Source organism: Methylobacterium sp. UNC300MFChir4.1, assembly GCF_900110155.1.
In the GTDB taxonomy this organism is placed as follows: Bacteria; Pseudomonadota; Alphaproteobacteria; order Rhizobiales; family Beijerinckiaceae; genus Methylobacterium.
Window position 1 is genome coordinate 12,452 of record NZ_FOCS01000039.1, and the last position, 19,323, is coordinate 31,774.

Annotated in this window: 16 protein-coding genes; 8 read left to right on the top strand and 8 right to left on the bottom strand. The window is 71.2% G+C overall.

The features are described from left to right. The first annotated feature begins 334 nt into the window (after positions 1-334). The 7 genes from BMY19_RS28360 (at position 335) to BMY19_RS28390 (ending at position 6,866) form a co-directional block, all read left to right on the top strand. Entirely contained in the window at positions 335-2,104 is a 1,770-nt protein-coding gene (locus BMY19_RS28360) for a PQQ-dependent methanol/ethanol family dehydrogenase (RefSeq protein WP_056527719.1), read from the top strand. 174 nt (positions 2,105-2,278) lie between these two features. Continuing rightward, the gene (locus BMY19_RS28365; RefSeq protein WP_020095062.1) at positions 2,279-2,938 is read left to right on the top strand and encodes a response regulator; all 660 of its coding nucleotides are present in this window, start codon (positions 2,279-2,281) and stop codon (positions 2,936-2,938) included. Between the two features lie 258 nt (positions 2,939-3,196). Then, the gene (locus BMY19_RS31725; RefSeq protein ID WP_280141651.1) at positions 3,197-3,328 is read left to right on the top strand and encodes a hypothetical protein; all 132 of its coding nucleotides are present in this window, start codon (positions 3,197-3,199) and stop codon (positions 3,326-3,328) included. Further along, positions 3,325-5,373: an FUSC family protein gene (locus tag BMY19_RS28375; RefSeq protein WP_100253694.1), complete on the top strand. Its 2,049-nt coding sequence runs from the start codon at positions 3,325-3,327 to the stop codon at positions 5,371-5,373. The genes BMY19_RS31725 and BMY19_RS28375 overlap by 4 nt, the downstream gene beginning before the upstream one ends. Then, positions 5,370-5,579, top strand: a complete 210-nt coding sequence (locus BMY19_RS28380) for a DUF1656 domain-containing protein (protein ID WP_026605231.1) — start codon at positions 5,370-5,372, stop codon at positions 5,577-5,579. Before BMY19_RS28375 ends, BMY19_RS28380 begins: the two co-directional genes overlap by 4 nt. After that, the gene (locus tag BMY19_RS28385) at positions 5,576-6,502 is read left to right on the top strand and encodes an efflux RND transporter periplasmic adaptor subunit (RefSeq protein WP_100253695.1); all 927 of its coding nucleotides are present in this window, start codon (positions 5,576-5,578) and stop codon (positions 6,500-6,502) included. Before BMY19_RS28380 ends, BMY19_RS28385 begins: the two co-directional genes overlap by 4 nt. A 73-nt stretch (positions 6,503-6,575) precedes the next feature. Continuing rightward, complete coding sequence (locus BMY19_RS28390; protein WP_020095067.1) at positions 6,576-6,866, top strand: hypothetical protein; 291 nt, start codon at positions 6,576-6,578, stop codon at positions 6,864-6,866. Between the two features lie 82 nt (positions 6,867-6,948). Here BMY19_RS28390 and BMY19_RS28395 read toward each other — a convergent pair whose 3' ends face one another. The 7 genes from BMY19_RS28395 to BMY19_RS28420 form a co-directional block, all read right to left on the bottom strand. Beyond that, entirely contained in the window at positions 6,949-8,421 is a 1,473-nt protein-coding gene (locus tag BMY19_RS28395; protein WP_100253696.1) for an NAD-dependent succinate-semialdehyde dehydrogenase, read from the bottom strand. Next, the gene (locus tag BMY19_RS28400) at positions 8,414-10,426 is read right to left on the bottom strand and encodes an acyl CoA:acetate/3-ketoacid CoA transferase (RefSeq protein WP_100253697.1); all 2,013 of its coding nucleotides are present in this window, start codon (positions 10,424-10,426) and stop codon (positions 8,414-8,416) included. Before BMY19_RS28400 ends, BMY19_RS28395 begins: the two co-directional genes overlap by 8 nt. A gap of 363 nt (positions 10,427-10,789) precedes the next feature. Next, a complete protein-coding gene (gene phaC, locus BMY19_RS28405) occupies positions 10,790-11,920 on the bottom strand; it encodes a class III poly(R)-hydroxyalkanoic acid synthase subunit PhaC (protein WP_100253698.1) in 1,131 nt (376 codons plus the stop codon). Then, positions 11,913-12,743: a poly(R)-hydroxyalkanoic acid synthase subunit PhaE gene (locus tag BMY19_RS28410; protein ID WP_100253699.1), complete on the bottom strand. Its 831-nt coding sequence runs from the start codon at positions 12,741-12,743 to the stop codon at positions 11,913-11,915. Before BMY19_RS28410 ends, phaC begins: the two co-directional genes overlap by 8 nt. A 22-nt stretch (positions 12,744-12,765) precedes the next feature. Continuing rightward, the gene (locus BMY19_RS31065; RefSeq protein ID WP_170863071.1) at positions 12,766-12,936 is read right to left on the bottom strand and encodes a hypothetical protein; all 171 of its coding nucleotides are present in this window, start codon (positions 12,934-12,936) and stop codon (positions 12,766-12,768) included. Continuing rightward, the gene (locus tag BMY19_RS28415; RefSeq protein WP_100253700.1) at positions 12,933-14,108 is read right to left on the bottom strand and encodes an iron-containing alcohol dehydrogenase; all 1,176 of its coding nucleotides are present in this window, start codon (positions 14,106-14,108) and stop codon (positions 12,933-12,935) included. The genes BMY19_RS31065 and BMY19_RS28415 overlap by 4 nt, the downstream gene beginning before the upstream one ends. 43 nt (positions 14,109-14,151) lie before the next feature. Then, positions 14,152-15,804, bottom strand: a complete 1,653-nt coding sequence (locus BMY19_RS28420) for an acetolactate synthase large subunit (RefSeq protein ID WP_020095074.1) — start codon at positions 15,802-15,804, stop codon at positions 14,152-14,154. Between the two features lie 264 nt (positions 15,805-16,068). Between BMY19_RS28420 and BMY19_RS28425 the strand changes: the two genes are divergently transcribed. Further along, positions 16,069-17,556 carry a DUF2252 domain-containing protein gene (locus BMY19_RS28425; RefSeq protein ID WP_100253701.1) on the top strand — a complete coding sequence of 496 codons (1,488 nt, stop codon included), beginning with the start codon at positions 16,069-16,071 and terminating at the stop codon, positions 17,554-17,556. Positions 17,557-17,730: 174 nt separating this feature from the next. Here the strand turns inward: BMY19_RS28425 and BMY19_RS28430 are convergent, their stop codons facing one another. Then, positions 17,731-18,669: a LysR family transcriptional regulator gene (locus tag BMY19_RS28430; protein ID WP_056527693.1), complete on the bottom strand. Its 939-nt coding sequence runs from the start codon at positions 18,667-18,669 to the stop codon at positions 17,731-17,733. Positions 18,670-19,323 lie beyond the last annotated feature (654 nt).

Here is a 19,323-nt window from a genome sequence, read left to right on the forward strand (position 1 = left end):
CGCGAGCGCAGCGAAGCGATCCAGACAGCGCGCCATCGTGGGATGCTGTGCTGCCCTGGGTCGCTTCGCTGCGCTCGCGATGACGGTAACAGCGAAAATCAGACCTCCCGAACGAGACCTCCCTCGGATTCGCGCAAATCCGAGCGCCGATCTCGACGAATACATTGAATTCACCGGTCCGCAGAGTGGCCTTATTGGACCAATGGCCAATAAGACTTTCCTGAGAAGCCCGATAGCTTCGTCCTCCAAGGGGGCGCCCCGCGACTCGTGCGGCCCGCGTCGAAACCCGGATGCCCCGGCCACACGGACCGGGGCCGAATACGGAGGACACGTCATGAGAATGCGGACCCGGTTCCTCGCCGCGGTGGGCGTCGCCGCCCTCGTGGCGGGCGGCGCCCTGCCGGCCATGGCCCAGGGGGTCACCGAGCAGGACATCATCAACGACGCCAAGACGCCCGGCGACGTGGTCACCTACGGCCTCGGCCCGCAGGCCCAGCGCTTCAGCCCGCTGAAGACGCTCAACCGCGACAACATCAAGGGCCTCGTCCCGGCGTGGTCGTTCTCGTTCGGCGGCGAGAAGCAGCGCGGCCAGGAGAGCCAGGCGCTGGTCAAGGACGGCATCATCTACGTCACGGGCTCGTACTCGCGCATGTACGCGATCGATTCCCGCAGCGGCGAGAAGAAGTGGGAGTACGACGCCCGCCTGCCGGAGGGCATCCTGCCCTGCTGCGACGTCGTGAACCGCGGCGCCGCGCTCTACAAGGACAACGTCTATTTCGGCACGCTCGACGCCAAGCTCGTCGCGCTCAACACCAAGACCGGCAAGGTCGTCTGGCGGAAGGAGATCGACGACTTCAAGGCCGGCTACAGCTACACGGCCGCCCCGATCATCGTGAAGGGCAAGATCATCACCGGCGTGTCGGGCGGCGAGTTCGGCGTGATCGGGCGCATCGAGGCCCGCGACGCCGAGACCGGCGAGGTCGTGTGGAAGCGCCCCGTGATCGAGGGTCACATGGGCGAGCTCAACGGCAAGCCCTCGACCATGACCGGCAAGGTCAACGAGAGCTGGCCCGGCGACATGTGGAAATTCGGCGGTGGCGCCACGTGGCTCGGCGGCACCTACGATCCCGAGACCAACCTGATCTACTTCGGAACCGGCAACCCCGGCCCGTGGAACTCCTGGCTGCGGCCGGGCGACAACAAGTGGACCTCCTCGCGGCTCGCCCTCAACCCCGACAACGGCGAGATCGTCTGGGGCTTCCAGACCACCCCGCACGACGGCTGGGACTTCGACGGCGTCAACGAGTTCGTGCCGTTCGACCTGAACAAGGGCGGCAAGACCATCAAGGCCGGCGCCACCGCCGACCGCAACGGCTTCTTCTACGTCCTCGACCGGACCAACGGGAAGTTCATCTCGGCGACGCCGTTCGTCGAGAAGATCAACTGGGCCAAAGGCATCGATGAGAACGGCCGCCCGATCTACAACGAGGAGAACCGCCCCGGCGACCCGAGCAAGGCGACCGGCGACGACAAGAAGGGCAAGTCGGTCTTCGCGGTGCCGAGCTTCCTCGGCGGCAAGAACTGGATGCCGATCGGCTACAGCCCCGACACCAAGCTGTTCTACGTGCCCTCCAACGAGTGGGGCATGGATATCTGGAACGAGCCGGTGAACTACAAGAAGGGTGCCGCCTACCTCGGTGCCGGCTTCACCATCAAGCCGGTCTTCGACGACCATATCGGCTCGCTCAAGGCGATCGACCCGGCCTCCGGCAAGGTCGTGTGGGAGTACAAGAACAAGGCCCCGCTCTGGGCCGGCGTGCTCACCACGGCGGGCAACCTCGTCTTCACCGGCACACCGGAGGGCTTCCTGAAGGCCTTCGACGCCAAGACCGGCGAGGAAGTCTGGAAGTTCCAGGTCGGGACCGGCGTGGTCTCCTCGCCGATCACCTGGGAGCAGGACGGCGAGCAGTGGGTCGGCGTCGCGGCCGGCTGGGGCGGCGCGGTCCCGCTCTGGGGCGGCGAGGTCGCCAAGTCGACGGCCGGCATTAACCAGGGCGGCAGCTTCTGGGCGTTCAAGCTGCCGAAGACGGTGGCGTCGCGCTGAGGGCCCGCAACCGAAAGCGTGCCGGTCCCCGCGGGCCGGCACGCCCAGGTCCCGGGGCCGGGCTGTCGTCTCAACACCCGCTTGCGCCCCGGGGCCGCATCGATCACCTTCGGACCTCCCGCCCGCGTATTCGGCGGATCCTGTGAGGATCTCGAGCGAAGGACCGAGGTCTCCGTGCATCTCCTGATCGTCGATGACCACCCGCTGTTCCGCGACGCCCTGGCGGCCACGATCCGCCTCGCGCACCCGGACGCGGTGCTGCACGAGGCCGACGGGATCGAGGCGGCCTGCGCGGTGCTGGCCGCGAACCGCGGCATCGACCTGACGCTCCTCGACCTGTCGATGCGGGGCGTCACCGGCTTCGACGGGCTGATCACCATCCGGGCGAGCTTCCCGCGCATCCCGATCCTGATCGTCTCCGGCCACGAGGATCCGCGCATCGTCCGCGAGGCCCTGCAGCACGGGGCGGCGGGCTTCGTCCCCAAGGCCATGGACAAGGCGACGCTCACCCGGGCGATCACCGAGGTGATGAGCGGGGCGCTGTTCCTGCCGCCGGGGCTCGCCGAGGCCGGCGCGCCCGCGCCCCGGTCCAAGAAGGCGCCGCTGGCCGAGCGCCTTGCCCGGCTGACGCCGCAGCAATTGCGGGTCCTGATGATGATCCGTCAGGGCAAGCTCAACAAGCAGATCGCCCACGAGCTCCAGGTCGGCGACTCGACCGTGAAGGCGCACGTCTCGGAGATCCTGCGCAAGCTCGAGGTCATCAGCCGCACGCAGATCGTGATCGACACGGCGTCCCTCGACTTCGATCAGATCCACAACAGCCACTCGGCCTAACGACGCGATCGCGGGATCCGGCCTGCGGCTCGGGGATCGCCGCGACCGCGGCTGCGCGTCCGGACGCGCCCCGTGCAGCGACCGGATCATATGTGCCTATCGCAGAACAAACCCAAGTTATGGGTCGACTCATTCTTCTGGCGCAGCCCTGATCCCCTCGCGGCATCCCTCAATCAAGATCGATATGAGGCTATCTATCGGCGTGCGAGCCGATTGAACCGGTGACCTCGCCGGCTCCTCGCGACGGTGGATCAGGTTGTGACCGGCATCGATGGTCCGACGACGCGCGGGCGACTGCAGCAGATCGACACCCACGCCCTCCTGACCACCGGCCGCCACCGGCGCCGCGCCGCCGTCGGGGCCGCGCGCGAGCCGGAGCCGGTGCCGTGACCGTCCCCGGATGGCGCGACTGGGCCTTCGCGCTGAAGACCTACGCGGCGGCGATGCTCGCCCTGTACCTCGCGCTCTGGATCGACCTGCCGCGGCCCTACTGGGCCCTCGGCACCGTCTACATCACCAGCCAGGTCCTCTCCGGCGCGACGCGCGCGAAGGCCGCGTACCGGGTCTGCGGCACCGTGCTCGGCGCGGCGGTCAGCGTCGTGCTGGTGCCGAACCTCGTGAACGCGCCGCTCCTGCTGAGCCTCGCGGTGGCGCTCTGGGTCGCGCTCTGCCTCTACGTCTCCCTCCTCGACCGGACCCCCGCGAGCTACCTGCCGATGCTCGCCGGCTACACGGCGGCGCTGATCGGTTTCCCCGCCGTCGACGATCCCGGGGCGATCTTCGACACGGCGGTGGCGCGGGCCGAGGAGATCTCCCTCGGCATCGTCTGCGCCAGCCTCGCCGCCACGCTGATCCTGCCGCAATCGGCCGCCCCACTCATCGTCGGACGGCTGAATGACTGGTCGGCGGAGGCCCGGGCCTGGATCCGGAGCGCCCTCGCGGCCGCCCGCGCGCCGGAGGCCGCCGGGCCGAGCCAGGGCCGGCGCCTGCGCCTCGCCTCGGACGCGATCGGCCTCGACGCCCTCGGCCTCGCCCTGCGCAACGAGGCGACGGGCGCGGAGCACGCCGCCGAGGCCTTCGCGCCGCTCCGTCAGCACATGCTGATGGTCCTGCCGATCGTCGCCGCCGTGGCGGACCGCGTCGCCGCCCTCGAGCAAGCCGGCGCTGTTCCGGCGCGGGTCCGGGCCTTCCTGTCGGACCTCATCGCCTGGCTCGCCGACGAGGTCGACGATCCGGATCGCGCCGCGCGGCTGCGCGACCGGATCGACGGGTTCGAGCCCGCCCTCGGCCGAGCGCCGGACTGGAACACGCTCCTCCTCGCGAGCCTCGCGGCGCGCCTGCGCGACGTCATCGACCTGCGCCAGGATCTACGGGCACTGCGCGGCCACCTCGCGGCCGGCACCGCGCCCCGCGCGCCGCTCGCCTTCGCCTACACGGCCCGCGTCCGGTCGATCCGCCACCGGGACCACGGGCTGGCCGCGTTCTCGGCCTTCGGGGTGTTCGCGGGCCTGCTCGCCTGCTGCGCCGTCTGGATCGCCACCGGCTGGCCGGACGGCTCCGCGGCGCCGATGATGGGCGCGGTCGCCTGCTGCCTGTTCGCCGCGCAGGACGATCCCGCGCCGCAGATCCTGAGCTTCGCCAACTCGGCGATCGTCGGCGCCCTGGGCGCGGGCCTCTACCTGTTCGCCGTGCTGCCGCTCGCCACCTCCTTCGAGATGCTGGCCCTCGCGCTCGCGCCGGCCCTGATCCTGTGCGGATTGATGATGACGCAGCCGCGCACCGCCCCGATGGGCATGGGCGCGGCGCTGAACGGCGCGACCCTGCTGGCCCTCCAGAACGGCTACAGCGGGGACTTCGCGCCCTTCGCCAACGGGGTGATCGCCTCGGTGGTGGGCATGTGGGTCGCCGCCGCGGTGACCCGGGTGATCCGCTCGGTCGGCGCCGGCTGGAGCGCGCGGCGGCTGATCGGGATCAACCGGCGCAGCCTCGCGGCCGCCGCGGCCGGGCGCGGCGCCGGCCACGGGCTCGAACTCGCGGCCCTCATGCTCGACCGCGTCGGCCTGATCGCGCCGCGGCTGGCGAGCCTGCCCGCGGACACGTCCGCCTCCGTGGGCGACCTGCTGGCCGATGTCCGGGTGGGCATCAACCTCGTGGAGGTCCGCCGGGTGCGCCGGCGGCTGACGGGCCCGGCCCGCAACACCGTCGACCGGGTCCTCGCGCTGGCGGCGCGCCAGCTGCGCGGCCGGACCGACCGGCCGGACGCGGCGCTGCTCGCGGCGCTGGACGAGGCGCTCGACGCCGTCGCGGGCGCGGTCCCGTCGCCAGAGCGGCGCGCCGCCCTGATCGGCCTCACCGGCCTGCGCCGCGGGCTCTTCGCCGACGCGCCGGCCTACCGGGCGGTGCCAGCCCTGGACCACCGGGAGATGGCGGCATGATGGGCGAGATCGACCTCTGCGGCGTGTTCGTGCCGGGCCTCGCCCTCTGGATGGCGCTGGCCTTCGCCCTCGGCCTGCCGCTGCGCCGCCTGCTCGCGGCGACCGGCCTCTACCGCCTCGTCTGGCACCGGCCGCTCTTCGACCTCGCCCTCTACGTCGTCCTGCTCGGCGGCGTGGTGACCCTCGCCCACCGGACCCTGCCATGACCGCCCTGTTCTCCGCCCTCGGCCGCCTCCTGGTCACCCTCGGCATGGTCGCCGCGGCGCTGATCGTCGGCCTCGGCCTGTGGGACTATTACATGGACGCCCCCTGGACCCGGGACGGGCGCGTGCGCGCCGACGTGGTGGCGGTGGCCCCCGACGTCTCCGGCCTCGTCACCGAGGTGCTGGTGGAGGACAATCAGGTCGTGCGGAAGGGCGACATCCTGTTCCGGATCGATCCGGACCGGTTCCGCCTGGGGCTGCGGCAGGCGGAGGCGATGGTGGAGGGCCGCAAGGCGACCGCCGAGCAGGAGGCGGCCGACTACGCCCGCTACAGCAGGCTCTCCGACGCGGCGGTGTCGCAGCAGCGGGTCGAGGCCGCCAAGGCGGCCGACCTGTCGGCGCGGGCCGCCTATGAGCAGGGCCTGGCGGATCGCGACCTCGCCAAGCTCAACCTGGAGCGCTCGGCGGTGCGCGCCCCGGTCAACGGCCGGATCACCAACATGGAGCTGCGGCCGGGCGCCTACGTCACCACCGGACGCGGCGTCATGGCGCTGATCGACAGCGACACCGTCCGGATCGAGGGCTACTTCGAGGAGACGAAGCTGCCGCGGATCCGCGTCGGCGCGCCCGTGACCGTCGAGCTCATGGGCGAGGACGGGGCGCTCCGCGGCCACGTCGCCAGCATCGCCGGCGGCATCGGCGAGACCGGCCGCAGCGACGCCTCCAACCTGCTCGCGAACGTGAACCCGACCTTCTCGTGGGTGCGCCTCGCCCAGCGCATCCCGGTGCGGATCAGCCTCGACGGCGGCACGGCGGACCCGCGGCTGGTGAGCGGCCGGACCGCGACGGTCTCGATCGCGCCGGCGGCCGGCGGGGCACCCCTGCGCTGGCCCTGGACGGCGTGGCGCGAGGCGCTCGCCCGCTGAAGGCGCGACCGAACCATCCGGGCGCGCCCGGGTTGGCCTCACACCACAGCCCAACGACCTGTCAGGAGGCCCCATGTCGAAGACGATCCTCGCCCTCGCCACGTCATTCGTACTCGCCACGTCCGGGGCGGCGCTGGCCCAGGCGCCGCAGACCGGCGGCGCCAACCAGGGCAACGTCAACAAGTCCGGCGCGGTGGGCGGCACCGGGACCGGGACCGGCTCGATGGAGAGCACCGGGTCCACCGGCGCCGGCATGGCGCCCGGCACCAGCGGCGGCCCGCGGGTCAGCACGCCCGGCGCCCCCGCCGGCAGCAGCTCGGGCAACGGCGCCACCGGCAGCGGCGCGGCGCCCAGCGGGAAGTAGGCCCCGCCGGTTCTCCCTCCCGCTGCCGTGGGGGGAGGGAGAACCCGTCAGGTCCCGATCCGGACCGGCGTGTGCCCCGGCCCTACGCGCCGAGGCCGCCCACGCACAGGTACTTGGTGTTCAGGTAATCCTCGATGCCCTGGTACGAGCCCTCGCGGCCGAGGCCGGATTCCTTCACGCCGCCGAAGGGCGCCACCTCGGTGGTGATGATCCCCTCGTTGATCCCGACCATGCCGTATTCCAGCGCCTCCGCCACCCGGAAGGTGCGGCCGAGATCGCGGGTGTAGAAGTAGCAGGCGAGGCCGTACTCAGTGTCGTTGGCCATGCGGATCGCCTCGGCCTCGTCGCGGAACCGGAACAGCGGCGCCAGAGGCCCGAAGGTCTCCTCCCGGGCCACCGCCATGGCGGGCGTGGCGCCGGTGATCACCGTCGGCTCGAAGAACTGGCCGCCCAGCGCGTGCCGGTGGCCGCCCGCCACCACCCGGCCGCCCTTCTCGACGGCGTCGCGGATATGGGCCTCGGTCTTCTCCACCGCGGCCATGTCGATCAGCGGCCCCTGGGCGACGCCGTCCTCGACGCCGTTGCCGACCTTCAGGCGGTTGGCCGCCTCGGCCATCTTCTCCGCAAAGGCGTCGTAGATCCCGTCCTGCACCAGGAAGCGGTTGGTGCAGATGCAGGTCTGGCCGGAATTGCGGTATTTGGCCAGCATCGCGCCCGCCACCGCCTTGTCGAGGTCGGCGTCGTCGAACACGATGAAGGGCGCGTTGCCGCCGAGCTCCATCGAGACCTTCTTCACCGTGTGGGCGGCCTGCTCCAGCAGCACCTTGCCGACCTCGGTGGAGCCGGTGAACGTGATCTTCTTGACGAGCGGGTTGCCGGTCATCTCGGCGCCGATCGCACGGGCCGAGCCGGTGAGGATCGAGACCGTGCCGGCCGGGAAGCCGGCGCGCTCGCACAGCACGCCCCAGGCGAGGCCCGAGAGCGGGGTCTGCGAGGCGGGCTTGATCACGATCGGGCAGCCGGCGGCCAGAGCCGGGGCGATCTTGCGGGCGATCATCGAGGACGGGAAGTTCCACGGCGTGATCGCCGCCACGACGCCGACCGGCTCCTTGGTGACGAGGATCTTGCGGTCGCCCCAGGGGGAGGGGACCACGTCGCCGTAGACGCGGCGCGCCTCTTCCGCGAACCACAGCACGTAGGCGGCCGACATGGCGACCTCGCCGCGGGACTCGGTCAGCGACTTGCCCTGCTCGGCGGTGAGGATCTGCGCCAGATCCTCCTGATGCTCGGTCACGAGCGCCGCGAGCTTGCGCAGCAGCACGGCGCGCTCGTTGGCGGTCTTGGCGCGCCACGCCGGGTAGGCCTCGTGGGCGGCCTTGATCGCCTGCCGGGTCTCGTCGGCGCCGGCATTCGGCACCTGGGCGATCAGCGCGCCGGTCGCCGGATTGGTGACGTCGATGCTGCCGGAACCGGCCTTCGACCATGCGCCGCCGATCAGGCAGGCATCGACCAGCAGGGCGCGGTCCTTCAGGGCGGGGGTCTCGAACTCAGGCATCCAACGGTTCCTTCGGCGGCCGCGGCATGTCGGGCTGGGACATGCCGGGCCGCGGCTTGAGAGGCACGCTCTGGGCCGTATTCCTCGCCTGCGCCTCGGCTTTTGTCTCGAAGACATGGGGAGCCAGGTCGCGGCTCGCCAACGAGGCGCCGAGTTTCAATCGCAAGAACGCGCTCGTGGTATACCGGGACGCGGTCTCGTAATAGCGGTTTTCGAGATAGGCGATCGCCGAGAAGTAGGCGTCGCTCACCGTCGGGTCGATCTCGAACCCGTCGTAATTGGCGATCAGGTGAACCTTCCTGCCGATCTCCTGGCAGGCGCGCTCGTATTCGCGGCGCACCAGCTCGACGTCGTCGATGGTCCGGACCTGGAAGCCCTCGAGGTTCGAGAACAGGATGTTGCGCTCCGGGTCGTAGCTGATCCGCTCCGACAGCGAGAGGCCCAGCAGCCACGGCTCCAGCGCCATCACGGACTCGCGGAACAGGCGCGGATCCATCGGCTGCGGATCCTGCACGATCGGGGTGAAACCCATCTGGCCGAGGATGTCGCGCGCGATGTCGATGCCCGGCGCGACCTCGACCAGCTCCATGCCGGCCCGCGTCCGGCGGAACACGCAGCGCTCGGTCACGTAGAGGACCGGCTGGCCGCGCTCGGCCGCGTAGGCCCCCGAGAAGGTCACCTGCTCGACCGCGGCGATGAATTTCCGCGAGCGGCCCTCGCTGAGGATCCGGATGCCGCCGTCCTCCACCGCCACCTTGAGGCCGTCGGCCGTGAAGGTGCCGGCGAAGACGAGGCTCTTGGCGTTCTGCGAGATGTTGATGAACCCGCCCGCGCCCGCGAGCTTCTTGCCGAACCGGCTGACGTTGACGTTGCCCTCGGCGTCACACTGGGCGAGGCCCAGGCAGGCGAGATCGAGGCCGCCGCCGTCGTAGAAATCGAACTGCTGGTTCTGATGCAGCACCGCGGCCGGGTTGAGGGCGGCGCCGAAATCCAGGCCGCCCTGCGGCAGGCCACCGATCACGCCCGGCTCGGCGGTGAGCGTCAGGTACTTGAGCACCCGCTCCTCGGCGGCGACCGCCGCGACGCCCTCGGGCATGCCGATGCCGAGATTGACCACGCCGCCCGGCGGCAGTTCGAAGGCGCAGCGGCGGGCGATGACCTTGCGGGTGTCGAGCGCCATCGGGGCGATCCGGTCGAGCGGCACGCGTTGGCGGCCCGTGAAGGCGTGATTGTAGGGCGTGCCGTAGGTCTGGCGGTGGTTCTCGGGACTGCTCAGGACCACGCAATCGACCAGCACGCCGGGCACCTGCACCTCGCGCGGGTTGAGCGAGCCGGCCTCGGCCAGCCGCTCGACCTGGGCGATGACGAAACCGCCGGAATTTTTCGCCGCCATGGCGGCGGCGAGGTTGTCGAGGGTGAGCGCCTCGCGCTCCATGGTGATGTTGCCGGCGGGGTCGGCCGTGGTGCCGCGGATCAGCGCGACGTTGACCGGGAAGGCCTTGTAGTGGAGCCAGGACTCGCCGCCGAGCTCGACCACGCTGACGAGGTCTTCCTGCGTCACGGCGTTGAGCTTGCCGCCCTCCAGCCGCGGGTCGACGAAGGTGCGTAACCCCACTTTGGTGATGTGGCCGGGGGTGTGGGCGGCGATCTCCCGGTAGAGGTGCGAGACCACGCCGAGCGGCAGGTTGTAGGCCTCGATCTCGCCCGCCACCGCCATGGCGCCGAGCTTCGGCACGAGCGCCCAGTGGCCGCCGACGACGCGGCGGACGAGGCCCGGGATCGCGAGCTTGTTGAGGCCGCGTTCCTTGCCGTCGCCGGGGGCGGCGGCGAACATCAGGCCGATCCCGTGCGGGCCGTTGCCGGATTCGAAGCGGCGGGCGAGCGCCAGGATCAGCTCGTCGGGCGTGCCGATCCCGACGAAGCCCGAGACCGCGACCATGTCGCCGTCCTGCAGGATGGCGGCGGCCTCGTCGGCGCTGACGATCTTGTTCTTCAGGCTGCCCATCGGGTGGTCCTCGGCGCCCGGGATGCGGTTCGCCTCCCGCGCAGGGAGGCTATGATGTCCGCCGGACTGGATCGATCGCTGGCGTTGGTGACAGACCGCGACACGCCCCCTCTCCCGTGCGGGAGAGGGTCGGGGTGAGGGACGAGAAGCTTCAGGATGGAGCGCGCCGTCGAAGCGCGTGCATGGCGCGGCTTCTCCGGACCAACCTGATCCCTCACCCTGTCCCTCTCCCGCACGGGAGAGGGAACCCGCGCTCGATCCTGCCGCCACGGCGCCGCGCACGATGTGCGTATCCAGTGGCCGTCCCGGCAGAGGTGGGAGGGGAGGGGCGTCGCGCTCATCGAGGACCGTCGGGCAGACATCCTACCCCCGCTTGCCGAGCCAGTCGGCGATGCCGGAGCCCAGCAGCTTCTGTGCCTTGCCGCCGACGAAGACGCCGACATGGCCGCCGGGCAGACCCATCTCGGTGTAGTCGGTGGTGCCGATCTTATCCTTCAGCGCCTGCGAGGTGGCCGGCGGGATGATGTGGTCGTCCTGAGCGAAGACGTTCAGCACCGGGCAGGTGATGGCCTTCAGGTCCACCCTCCGGCCGCCGAGCTCGAAGGTGCTCTCGACCAGCTTGTTGTCCTGGTAGAGGTCCTTCAGCCACTGCTTGGCGGCCTCGCCGGGATGGTCCGGCCGGTCGGCGATCCACTTCTCCATGCGGAGGAAGTTCAGGAACTTCTTCTTGTCGTCGAGGGCGTCGAGCAGGTCGAGGTTGTACTTCGTCATGGTGCGCATCGGCGTCATCATCGAGAACACCGAGCCCATGAAGGCGCCGGGCAGGGAGCCCTGCGCCTCGATCAGCCGGTCCACGTCCTCGGGCGTGAGCGACCGGGTCCAGACATTGATGAAGCCGTGGCCGGCCCGGTTCTCCCGCGTGTCGGCGTGGAAGTCGATCGGCGTGATGGTCAGCACCATCGCGTTGACGGTCGCGGGGTAGAGCGCCGCGTAGCAGGTGGTGAAGACGCCGCCCTCGCAGATGCCGAGCAGGCTGACCTTATCCCGCCCGGCCGCCTCCTGGATGAAGGCGACGCACTCGGCGAGGTAGCCGTCCACGTAGTCGTCGATGGTGACGTAGCGGTCGGCCCGGCCGGGATTGCCCCAGTCGACGACGTAGAGGTCGAGGCCGAGATTCAGCAGGTTGCGGACCAGCGAGCGGTCCTCCTGCAGGTCGGCCATCGTGTAGCGGCCGATCAGGCCGTAGACGATGAGCACCGGCGGCAGGCCCTTGCTCTCGGCGAGCGGCCGGTAGCGGTAGAGGCTGACCTTGTCCTGGCTCCAGACCAGGTCCTTCGGCGTGGTGGCGATCTCGACATCGGCGTCGCTGACATCGGCGAACAGCCTGGCGCCCTCGCTGATGCGGCGGCCGAGGGTGCCGACCTCGGCCAGCAACGCGGCCGGGGTGAGATTCAGCGGGGCGGCCGGCCCCTTCGGCTTCTCCTGATCAGCCATGGGCGTCCTCCCCGACCCGTGAACCGCCGGCTCTCGCGGTCTTGCCGGCCTGCCGACGCTCGCGGCGGAGCGCCCGGACTTCCCGGCGCAGCTCGGTCAGGCTCTTGTGGACGTCGTCGAGCTCGGCCCGGGTCGGCTGGCCGTAGAACTCGGACAGGAAGGCCGCGACGTCCTGCTGGGCGAGCCGGAGGTCCGTGGAGGCCCGCAGGACCGCCCGCTGCGAGGCCAGGAACGCGTCGGAGCGCTGGACCTCCAGAAGGACCGCGTTGGCGGTCTCGATCCACCGGCTCATCATGTCGCGGGCGGAGGCGAAGCTCTCGCCGTTTTCGGCGCGGGCATTGGCCTCCTGGGCGAAGGTCCCAGCCGCCCGCGTCCAGGCCTGCAGCATCACGGCCTGATGCTCGCTCTGCGCCCGCCGCAGGCTCGCCCAGGCGGTGAACAGCGCCGCGTAGCGCCGCTCGGTCTGCCACAGGTCGGCGAGCTGCGGCCCCTCAGCCATGCGGGTCAGGGCGGCGTCGAACTCGGCCGAGCCGCCGAGCCAGGCCTGCGGATCGAAGATCCGGGCGAGCACCGCTCCGGCCGTCGGGTCCGGCGCGCCGGGGCCGCCCTGGAGCGAGCGCGTCAGCGTCTGCGAGAGGGCGCTGGCGGCGGTCCAGGCCTCAGTCAGCTTGGCCTGCGCCGCGGCGAGATCCGCGAGGTCGCCGCCCGGGAAGGTCGGCCAGCCGAACCCGGGCGCGGACTGCCCGGCGCCCGGGGTGAAGAAGCCCGCGCCGGCCCGCGTCCAGAACTCGCTCATCGCCCGGAACGCGTCGAACTGGTCCATGCTGGCGTCTCTCCTCACAGCCTCAGGCTGAAGACTTCGAACCCGCCGTCCTTGCGCGCGGAGCGAAGCAATCCAGCAGCGCCATGCTCAACGACGGCGCGCCGCCCTGGGTCGCTTCGCTGCGCTCGCGATGACGGTGTGGGCTGGACTGATCGGGCGACAGCCCCAGCATCACCGCCGTCGTCATGCTCACGCCGCCGGCCGCGCCTCTCCCAGCGCCTCGGCGTAGATCGCGAAGGCGTCGTCGTAGGTGACCTCGCGCGGGTTGTTCACGAGGAGGCGTGTCTGCTTCATCGCGTCGGTGGCCATGCGCTCCAGGTCCTGCCGGGCGACGCCGACCTCGGCGAGCGAGGCCGGCACCTTGCAGTCGCGGCAGATCGCGTCGAGGCTCTCGACGAAGCGCTTGGCGGCCTCGGACCGCGGCAGGTCGGCGGCCGCGGGGTCGAGGATCGGAGCGAGCTCCGCGTAGAGTCCTTCAGCGTGCGAGAGGTTGAAGCGCATCACCCCCATCAGCACCAGGGCGTTCGAGAGCCCGTGCGGCACGTGGAAGATCGCGCCGACCGGGTAGGCCAGGGCGTGCACCGCCGCCACCGGCGCGTTGGCGAAGGCCATGCCGGCGAGCATCGAGCCGAGCAGCATGCCGGAGCGCGCCTCGAGGTTCTTCCCGTCCGTGCAGGCGGTCCGGATGTTGGCCGAGAGCAGCGCCAGCGCCTGCTTGGCGAGCTGGTCGGAGATCGGGTTCTTCTTGTTCTTGCTGGTGAAGGCCTCGATGGCGTGGACCATGGCGTCGATGCCGGTCGCCGCGGTGACGTGCGACGGCAGGCCGAGCGTCAGCTCCGGGTCGAGCACCGCCCAGTCGGGCAGGAGCTTCGGCGCGACGACGCCCTTCTTCTCGGTGGTCGGCGTCGTGACGATCGAGATCGGCGTCACCTCCGAGCCGGTGCCGGCCGTGGTCGGCACCAGGATCAGCGGCAGGCGGTCGCCCTTGGCGAGGCCGACGCCGTAGATCGCGTCGAGCGGCTCGTCGGACTTGGCGAGGTAGGCCACGAGCTTGGCGGTATCGAGCGCCGAGCCGCCGCCGATCGACAGGACGAGGTCGGTCCCGAGCTCGCGGGCGCGCTTGGCCGCCGCCTCGATCACCGTCGAGGGCGGGTCGGCGACCACGTCCTCGTAGACGTCGAGGGTGACGCCGGCTTCCGCCAGCGCCGCCTCGGCGGCCTGGGTGAGGCCGGCGCTGCGCACGCCCTTGTCGGTGACGAGGAGGACGCGCTTGGCCCCGAAGCTGCCGACGATCTCCGGCAGCTTCTTCGCGGCGCCGGCCTCGAACAGCACGTTCGGCGTGGTCTGGAAGGTGAACGGGTTCATCGCGCTGCCCTGTCTTGCGTGCCGACCATCTGCGAAACCGGCCTCACTCGGCCGGCTCGAAATCCTTCACCTTGGCGCGCAGCTCGTCGACCAGCACGCGGGTGTTCTCCGAGTAGTCGATCGGCACCGCCACGAGGTGCACCCCGCCCGCCGCGAAGGCCCGGTCCAGCGTCGGCACGAGGTCGTTGACCGACTCGACCCGGTGGCCGGTCGCCCCGTACGACTTGGCGTAGAGGACGAAGTCCGGGTTGCTGAAGGTCATGCCGTAATCGGCGAACTTGTCGACCGCCTGCTTCCAGCGGATCATCCCGTAGGCCGAGTCGTCGAGCACCAGCACCACGAGGTTGAGCTTCAGCCGGACGGCGGTCTCCATCTCCTGGCTGTTCATCATGAACCCGCCGTCGCCGCAGACGGCCATCACGCGCCGCTTCGGGTAGAGCATCGCCGCCATCATGGCCGAGGGCAGGCCCGCGCCCATCGTGGCCAGCGCGTTGTCGAGGAGCAGCGTGTTGGCGACGTAGGTTCGGTAGTTCCGGGCGAACCAGATCTTGTACATGCCGTTGTCGAGGCACACGATCCCGTCCTCCGGGATCACCCGGCGCACGTCGCGCACGAGGCGCTGCGGCGTCACCGGGAAGCGGTCCTCGCCGGCCCGATCGGCGATATGGCCGAGGATGTGCTCGCGCAGGTGCAGCAGCGCGCCCGCGTTCGGGAGCTTGCCGTCGAGCTTGTCGGCCAGCAGCTTCAGCGTCGGCCCGAGGTCGCCGACCACCTCGGCATCCGGATAGTACACCTGCTCGACGTTGGCCGGCATGTAGCCGATGTGGACGACCTTCTGGTCGGCCTGGCCCATGAAGAAGGGCGGCTTCTCGATCGTGTCGTGGCCGATGGCGATGATCAGGTCGGCCTTATCGATCGCCTCGTGGACGTAGTCGCGCTCGGAGAGGGCCGCGGTGCCCATGTAGAGGTCGGTCCCGCCCGCGACGGTGCCCTTGCCCATCTGGGTGGTGAAGAACGGGATGCCGGTGCGCTGCACGAAGCCGCCGAGCTCGCCGGTGGCGCGGGGGCGGCTCGCGGCGGCGCCCAGCATGATCAGCGGGCGCTTGGCCTTCAGGATCATGTCCGCGGCGCGCGCGATCGCGGTCGGGTGGGCGACCGGGATGTCGATCGGGTGCGAGGGGACGAGGTCGGCCTCGGCCTCCTCGGAGGCGATGTCCTCGGGCAGCTCCAGCAGCACCGGGCCGGGCCGCTCCTCGGTGGCGACCCGGAAGGCGTCGCGCACGATGGTGGGGATCGAGGAGGCCGAGACGATCTGCCGGGCCATCTTGGTGATCGGCTTCATCGACGAGATCACGTCGACGATCTGGAACTTGGCCTGGCGCGAGGACAGGATGCCCTTCTGGCCGGTGATGATGATCATCGGCATGGCGCCGAGATGGGCGTAGGCCGCGCCGGTGGAGAAGTTCAGGGCGCCCGGGCCGAGCGTCGAGAGGCAGACGCCGGGGCGGCCGGTGAGTCGGCCGTGGGTGGCGGCCATGAAGCTAGCCGCCTGCTCGTGGCGGGTCAGGACCAGCTCGATCTTGGAGTTGCGCAGAGATTCGACGACGTCGAGGTTCTCCTCCCCGGGAATCCCGAAGATGCGGTCGACGCCCTCGTTCTCGAGGGCCGCGACGAGGAGATCTGAACCTTTGGGCATGCGACGTCTCGCTGATGTAACGGTGTTCCCCGGCCGTCCGGGTCGATTCCGGCACTGTGATCGCGAGGCCGTGAACGACACGAGACGGAGGAACACCCCCCGAATACTCGGTTCGTTAGAGGGCCCCCCTATAGGGTGGTCAAGGGCCGTCCGGGCCCGTGACGTCACAGAGCCGGCCGGATGCTAACGTGCGGTCCGCCGCCCCGGCTTCGGGCCGGTCGAGCGCACCGGCGGGGCCGACCCGGCTGCCGCGATGGAACAGCGATGGATCGCATCGAGAGCGACAAGACCGTGCCGCCGGGGGACCGGGATGCGGATGCCCCGGCCGTGGACTCGGTGCTGGCACCGGTCGCCGATTTCCCGCGGATCGACCTCCGCGCGGGCGTCGAGGCCTGGGACAAGCGGCGCAAGGCCGGCAAGCGGCTGCGCGCCGAGGTGCCCCACGCGGGCCAGGCCGCGCTGGCTTCCGATCCCGACCGGCCCGACCCGATCGCCCTGATCGAGGCCGCCCACGCGGGCCGCCAGCCGCACCTGATCCCACTGCGGGTCGCCCGGATGGCGAGCTCGCCCTTCGCGTTCCTGCGCGGGGCCGCGCACGTCATGGCCTGGGACCTGTCGCGCGGGCCGCGCAGCGGCATCGACGTCGTGATGAACGGCGACGCGCACACCGACAATTTCGGCCTGTTCGGCACGCCGCAGCGCGACATCGTCCTCGACCTCAACGATTTCGACGAGGTCACGATCGGCCCGTGGGAGTGGGACCTCAAGCGCCTCGCGGCCGGGCTGGCGGTCGCCACCGACGACGCGGGCCTGCCGGCGGGCGAGCGGCGGGCGGCCGTCATGGAGGCGGTCTCCGGCTACCAGCACACGATGCGGCGCCTCGCGCCGCAGGGCTCCCTCGACGTCTGGTACCAGACCACCCGCGCCAACGGCCCGCACATCGCAGGGCTCCAAATGAACGCGGAGGCCCGGGCGGTGGTCCGCCGGGCGGTCGACAAGGCGCGGCGTCGCAACAACCGCAGCCTGCTCGCCCAGGTGGCCGAGCGGCGCACCGACGGCACCTGGCAATTGCAGACCGACGCGCCGATCCTGACACCCGTGGACGCGGCGACCCGCGAGGGCGTCGTCACCGGACTGGAGCGCTACGCCGAGACCCTGCCGCGGGAGCGGCGCTTCATGCTCGACCGCTACCACGTGGTCGACGTCGCCCACCGCGTCGTCGGCGTCGGCAGCGTCGGGACCCGGGCCTACCTCGCCCTGCTGTTCGGCAATTCCGACGCCGACGCGCTCTTCCTGCAGGTCAAGGAGGCGGTCCGACCGGCGCACGCGCCGTACCTGCCGGGCGTGCCGGCGCCGTTCTCCGGGCACGGGGGCGAGCGGGTGATCTACGGCCAGCGCCTGCTCCAGGCGGTGGGCGACCCGCTGCTCGGCTGGACCAGCATCGCGGGCCGGCCGTTCTACGTGCGCCAGATGAAGAACCTGAAGGGCGCGATCCCGCTGGCGCGGATGTCCGGCGCGCCGCTCCTGACCTTCTCGTACGCCTACGGGACGCTGCTGGCGCGCGCCCACGCGCGGACCGGCGACGCGGCGGCGATCGCCGGCTATTGCGGCAGCGGCAAGCACCACGACCTGAGCGGGGCGATCGCCGACTGGGCCGCGGCCTACGCGGAGCGCAATGCGGCCGACTTCGCCCTGTTCCGCGCGGCGATCGCGCGCGGCCGCCTGGAGGCCGCAGCAGATCCGTGCCTGTGACGGTGCGGTCTGCTCGCGGCCGGTCGATGCCGTCCGCACGTCCGTCCTCGCGAGCGGAGCGAAGCGATCCAGATCGCGCGACGCCGGCCAGCCTCGCGCTGTCCTGGGTCACTTCGCTCCGCTCGTGAGGACGGCACGGAATGCGTCGACCGTCGCGTTCAAGCGGAAAGCGTATCAGATGATGCCCGGCGCCGGCGGCTCGTGGGCCAGCCGGACCAGGAGGTCCCGCAGCCAGCGGTGGGCCGGGTCGTGGTCGTAGGAGGCGTGCCACAGCATCGACACGGGCACGTCGTCCAGGGGCACCGGCACGGGGCTGACGCTCAGCGCCAGGGCGCTGGCGAAGGAGGTCGCGAGCCGGGCGTGCATCGTGGCGATCACCGGCGCCGCGCGGACCATGAACGGGACCACGAGGAAGCGCGGGGTCGTCACCGCCAGGGTGCGCGAGCGCCCGATCAGCGCGAGGGCGTCATCGACGACCCCGTGGGCGGTCTCGCGCAGGGACGTCAGCACGTGGGGGAAGCGCAGGTAATCGTCGAGCCCGATCGGCGGCTCCAGGCCGATCAGGGCGGCGTTGAACAGCACCACGTAGCTGTCCCGGTAGAGGAGGCGCTGCTTGTGGTGGAGCTGCCCCTCCGAGAACAGGCCGATGGCGAGGTCGACCCGGTCGGCGTCGAGCTCGTCGAGGATCCGGGTCCGGTCGACGGAGCGCAGCAGCAGCCGGATGCCGGGCGCGTCCCGCCGGAGCTGCGCGATCAGCCGCGGCCCGAGCAGCGCCTCGACGCTGTCGGGCAGGCTCACCGTGAAGGTGCGCGCGACGGTGGCCGGATCGAACCGCTCCTCCCGGTGCACCAGCGCCTGCACCTGCCGGAGGGTGGCGCGCAGCGGCTCGGCGATCTTGAGGGCGCGGGGCGTCGGCCGCATCCCGTCCGGCGCCCGGGTCAGGAGCTCGTCGTCGAACAGGCGGCGCAGGCGGGCGAGGCTCGAGCTCATCGCCGACTGGCCGATCCCGACCCGCGCGGCGGCCCGCGTGACGCTGCGCTCGTCGAGCAGCGCGTCGAGGGCGACCAGCAGGTTCAGGTCGATCCGGCTGAGATCGATATGGTCGATGGCCACGGGCGTCGCGTTCGGTGGAGGGTCGGAGTGCCGACATAGCAGATGCGACGGCTTGCCCGTCATCCCGAAGTCGCGCCGCGGCGTCCCGGAGTGACGGCAGGGCTCGGCCCATGTGACGGTGCCAGCGGCCGATGGTTTCTCGGCACCGACGTCCTTGCGAGCGGAGCGGAGCGAGCCAGCAGCGCGACGCCTGCCGATGTTGCGCGACCCTGGGTCGCTTCGCTGCGCTCGCGATGACGGAGAAGCGTCGTCGACCGCGGCGCGTGGCTCGAATTGCCTTGACAATGTTCCTATTTTGTGCTTCCTGACCGCACCTGTCCGCGGCGGCCCGGGAGCGATCCCGGGGCGTCCTTCGGGGGCCCGCCCGGTGGCTGACCGTGCGGGTCCGGGGACGGGGCGGCGCCCGCGTCGGTGGCTCTCAGCCGCCATCGACCCGGGCGACGGACCGGTGCGGGGCGTGCCTCGGACGCGGGCGTGAGACCGGGCGGCACTCTGCCCGGCGGGGTGAGGAAATGCCCCCGCGCCGACCCGCCTCTGGGCCGACCCTGAGCGACCTGCGGACCCGCCCACTACGAGGCGGGGGACGGCTGGAAGGCCACGGCGCCGATGCGGGTTCCGGAGGTGCGGGCACGGCGTGCGAGTACGGCGTGCCTG

Coding starts and splice junctions, on each gene's coding strand:
- BMY19_RS28360 (WP_056527719.1), top strand. CDS start 335: ATGAGAATGCGGACCCGGTTCCTCGCCGCGGTGGGCGTCGCCGCCCTC.
- BMY19_RS28380 (WP_026605231.1), top strand. CDS start 5,370: ATGATGGGCGAGATCGACCTCTGCGGCGTGTTCGTGCCGGGCCTCGCC.
- BMY19_RS28385 (WP_100253695.1), top strand. CDS start 5,576: ATGACCGCCCTGTTCTCCGCCCTCGGCCGCCTCCTGGTCACCCTCGGC.
- BMY19_RS28390 (WP_020095067.1), top strand. CDS start 6,576: ATGTCGAAGACGATCCTCGCCCTCGCCACGTCATTCGTACTCGCCACG.
- BMY19_RS28395 (WP_100253696.1), bottom strand. CDS start 8,421: ATGCCTGAGTTCGAGACCCCCGCCCTGAAGGACCGCGCCCTGCTGGTC.
- BMY19_RS28400 (WP_100253697.1), bottom strand. CDS start 10,426: ATGGGCAGCCTGAAGAACAAGATCGTCAGCGCCGACGAGGCCGCCGCC.
- phaC (WP_100253698.1), bottom strand. CDS start 11,920: ATGGCTGATCAGGAGAAGCCGAAGGGGCCGGCCGCCCCGCTGAATCTC.
- BMY19_RS28410 (WP_100253699.1), bottom strand. CDS start 12,743: ATGGACCAGTTCGACGCGTTCCGGGCGATGAGCGAGTTCTGGACGCGG.
- BMY19_RS28415 (WP_100253700.1), bottom strand. CDS start 14,108: ATGAACCCGTTCACCTTCCAGACCACGCCGAACGTGCTGTTCGAGGCC.
- BMY19_RS28420 (WP_020095074.1), bottom strand. CDS start 15,804: ATGCCCAAAGGTTCAGATCTCCTCGTCGCGGCCCTCGAGAACGAGGGC.
- BMY19_RS28425 (WP_100253701.1), top strand. CDS start 16,069: ATGGATCGCATCGAGAGCGACAAGACCGTGCCGCCGGGGGACCGGGAT.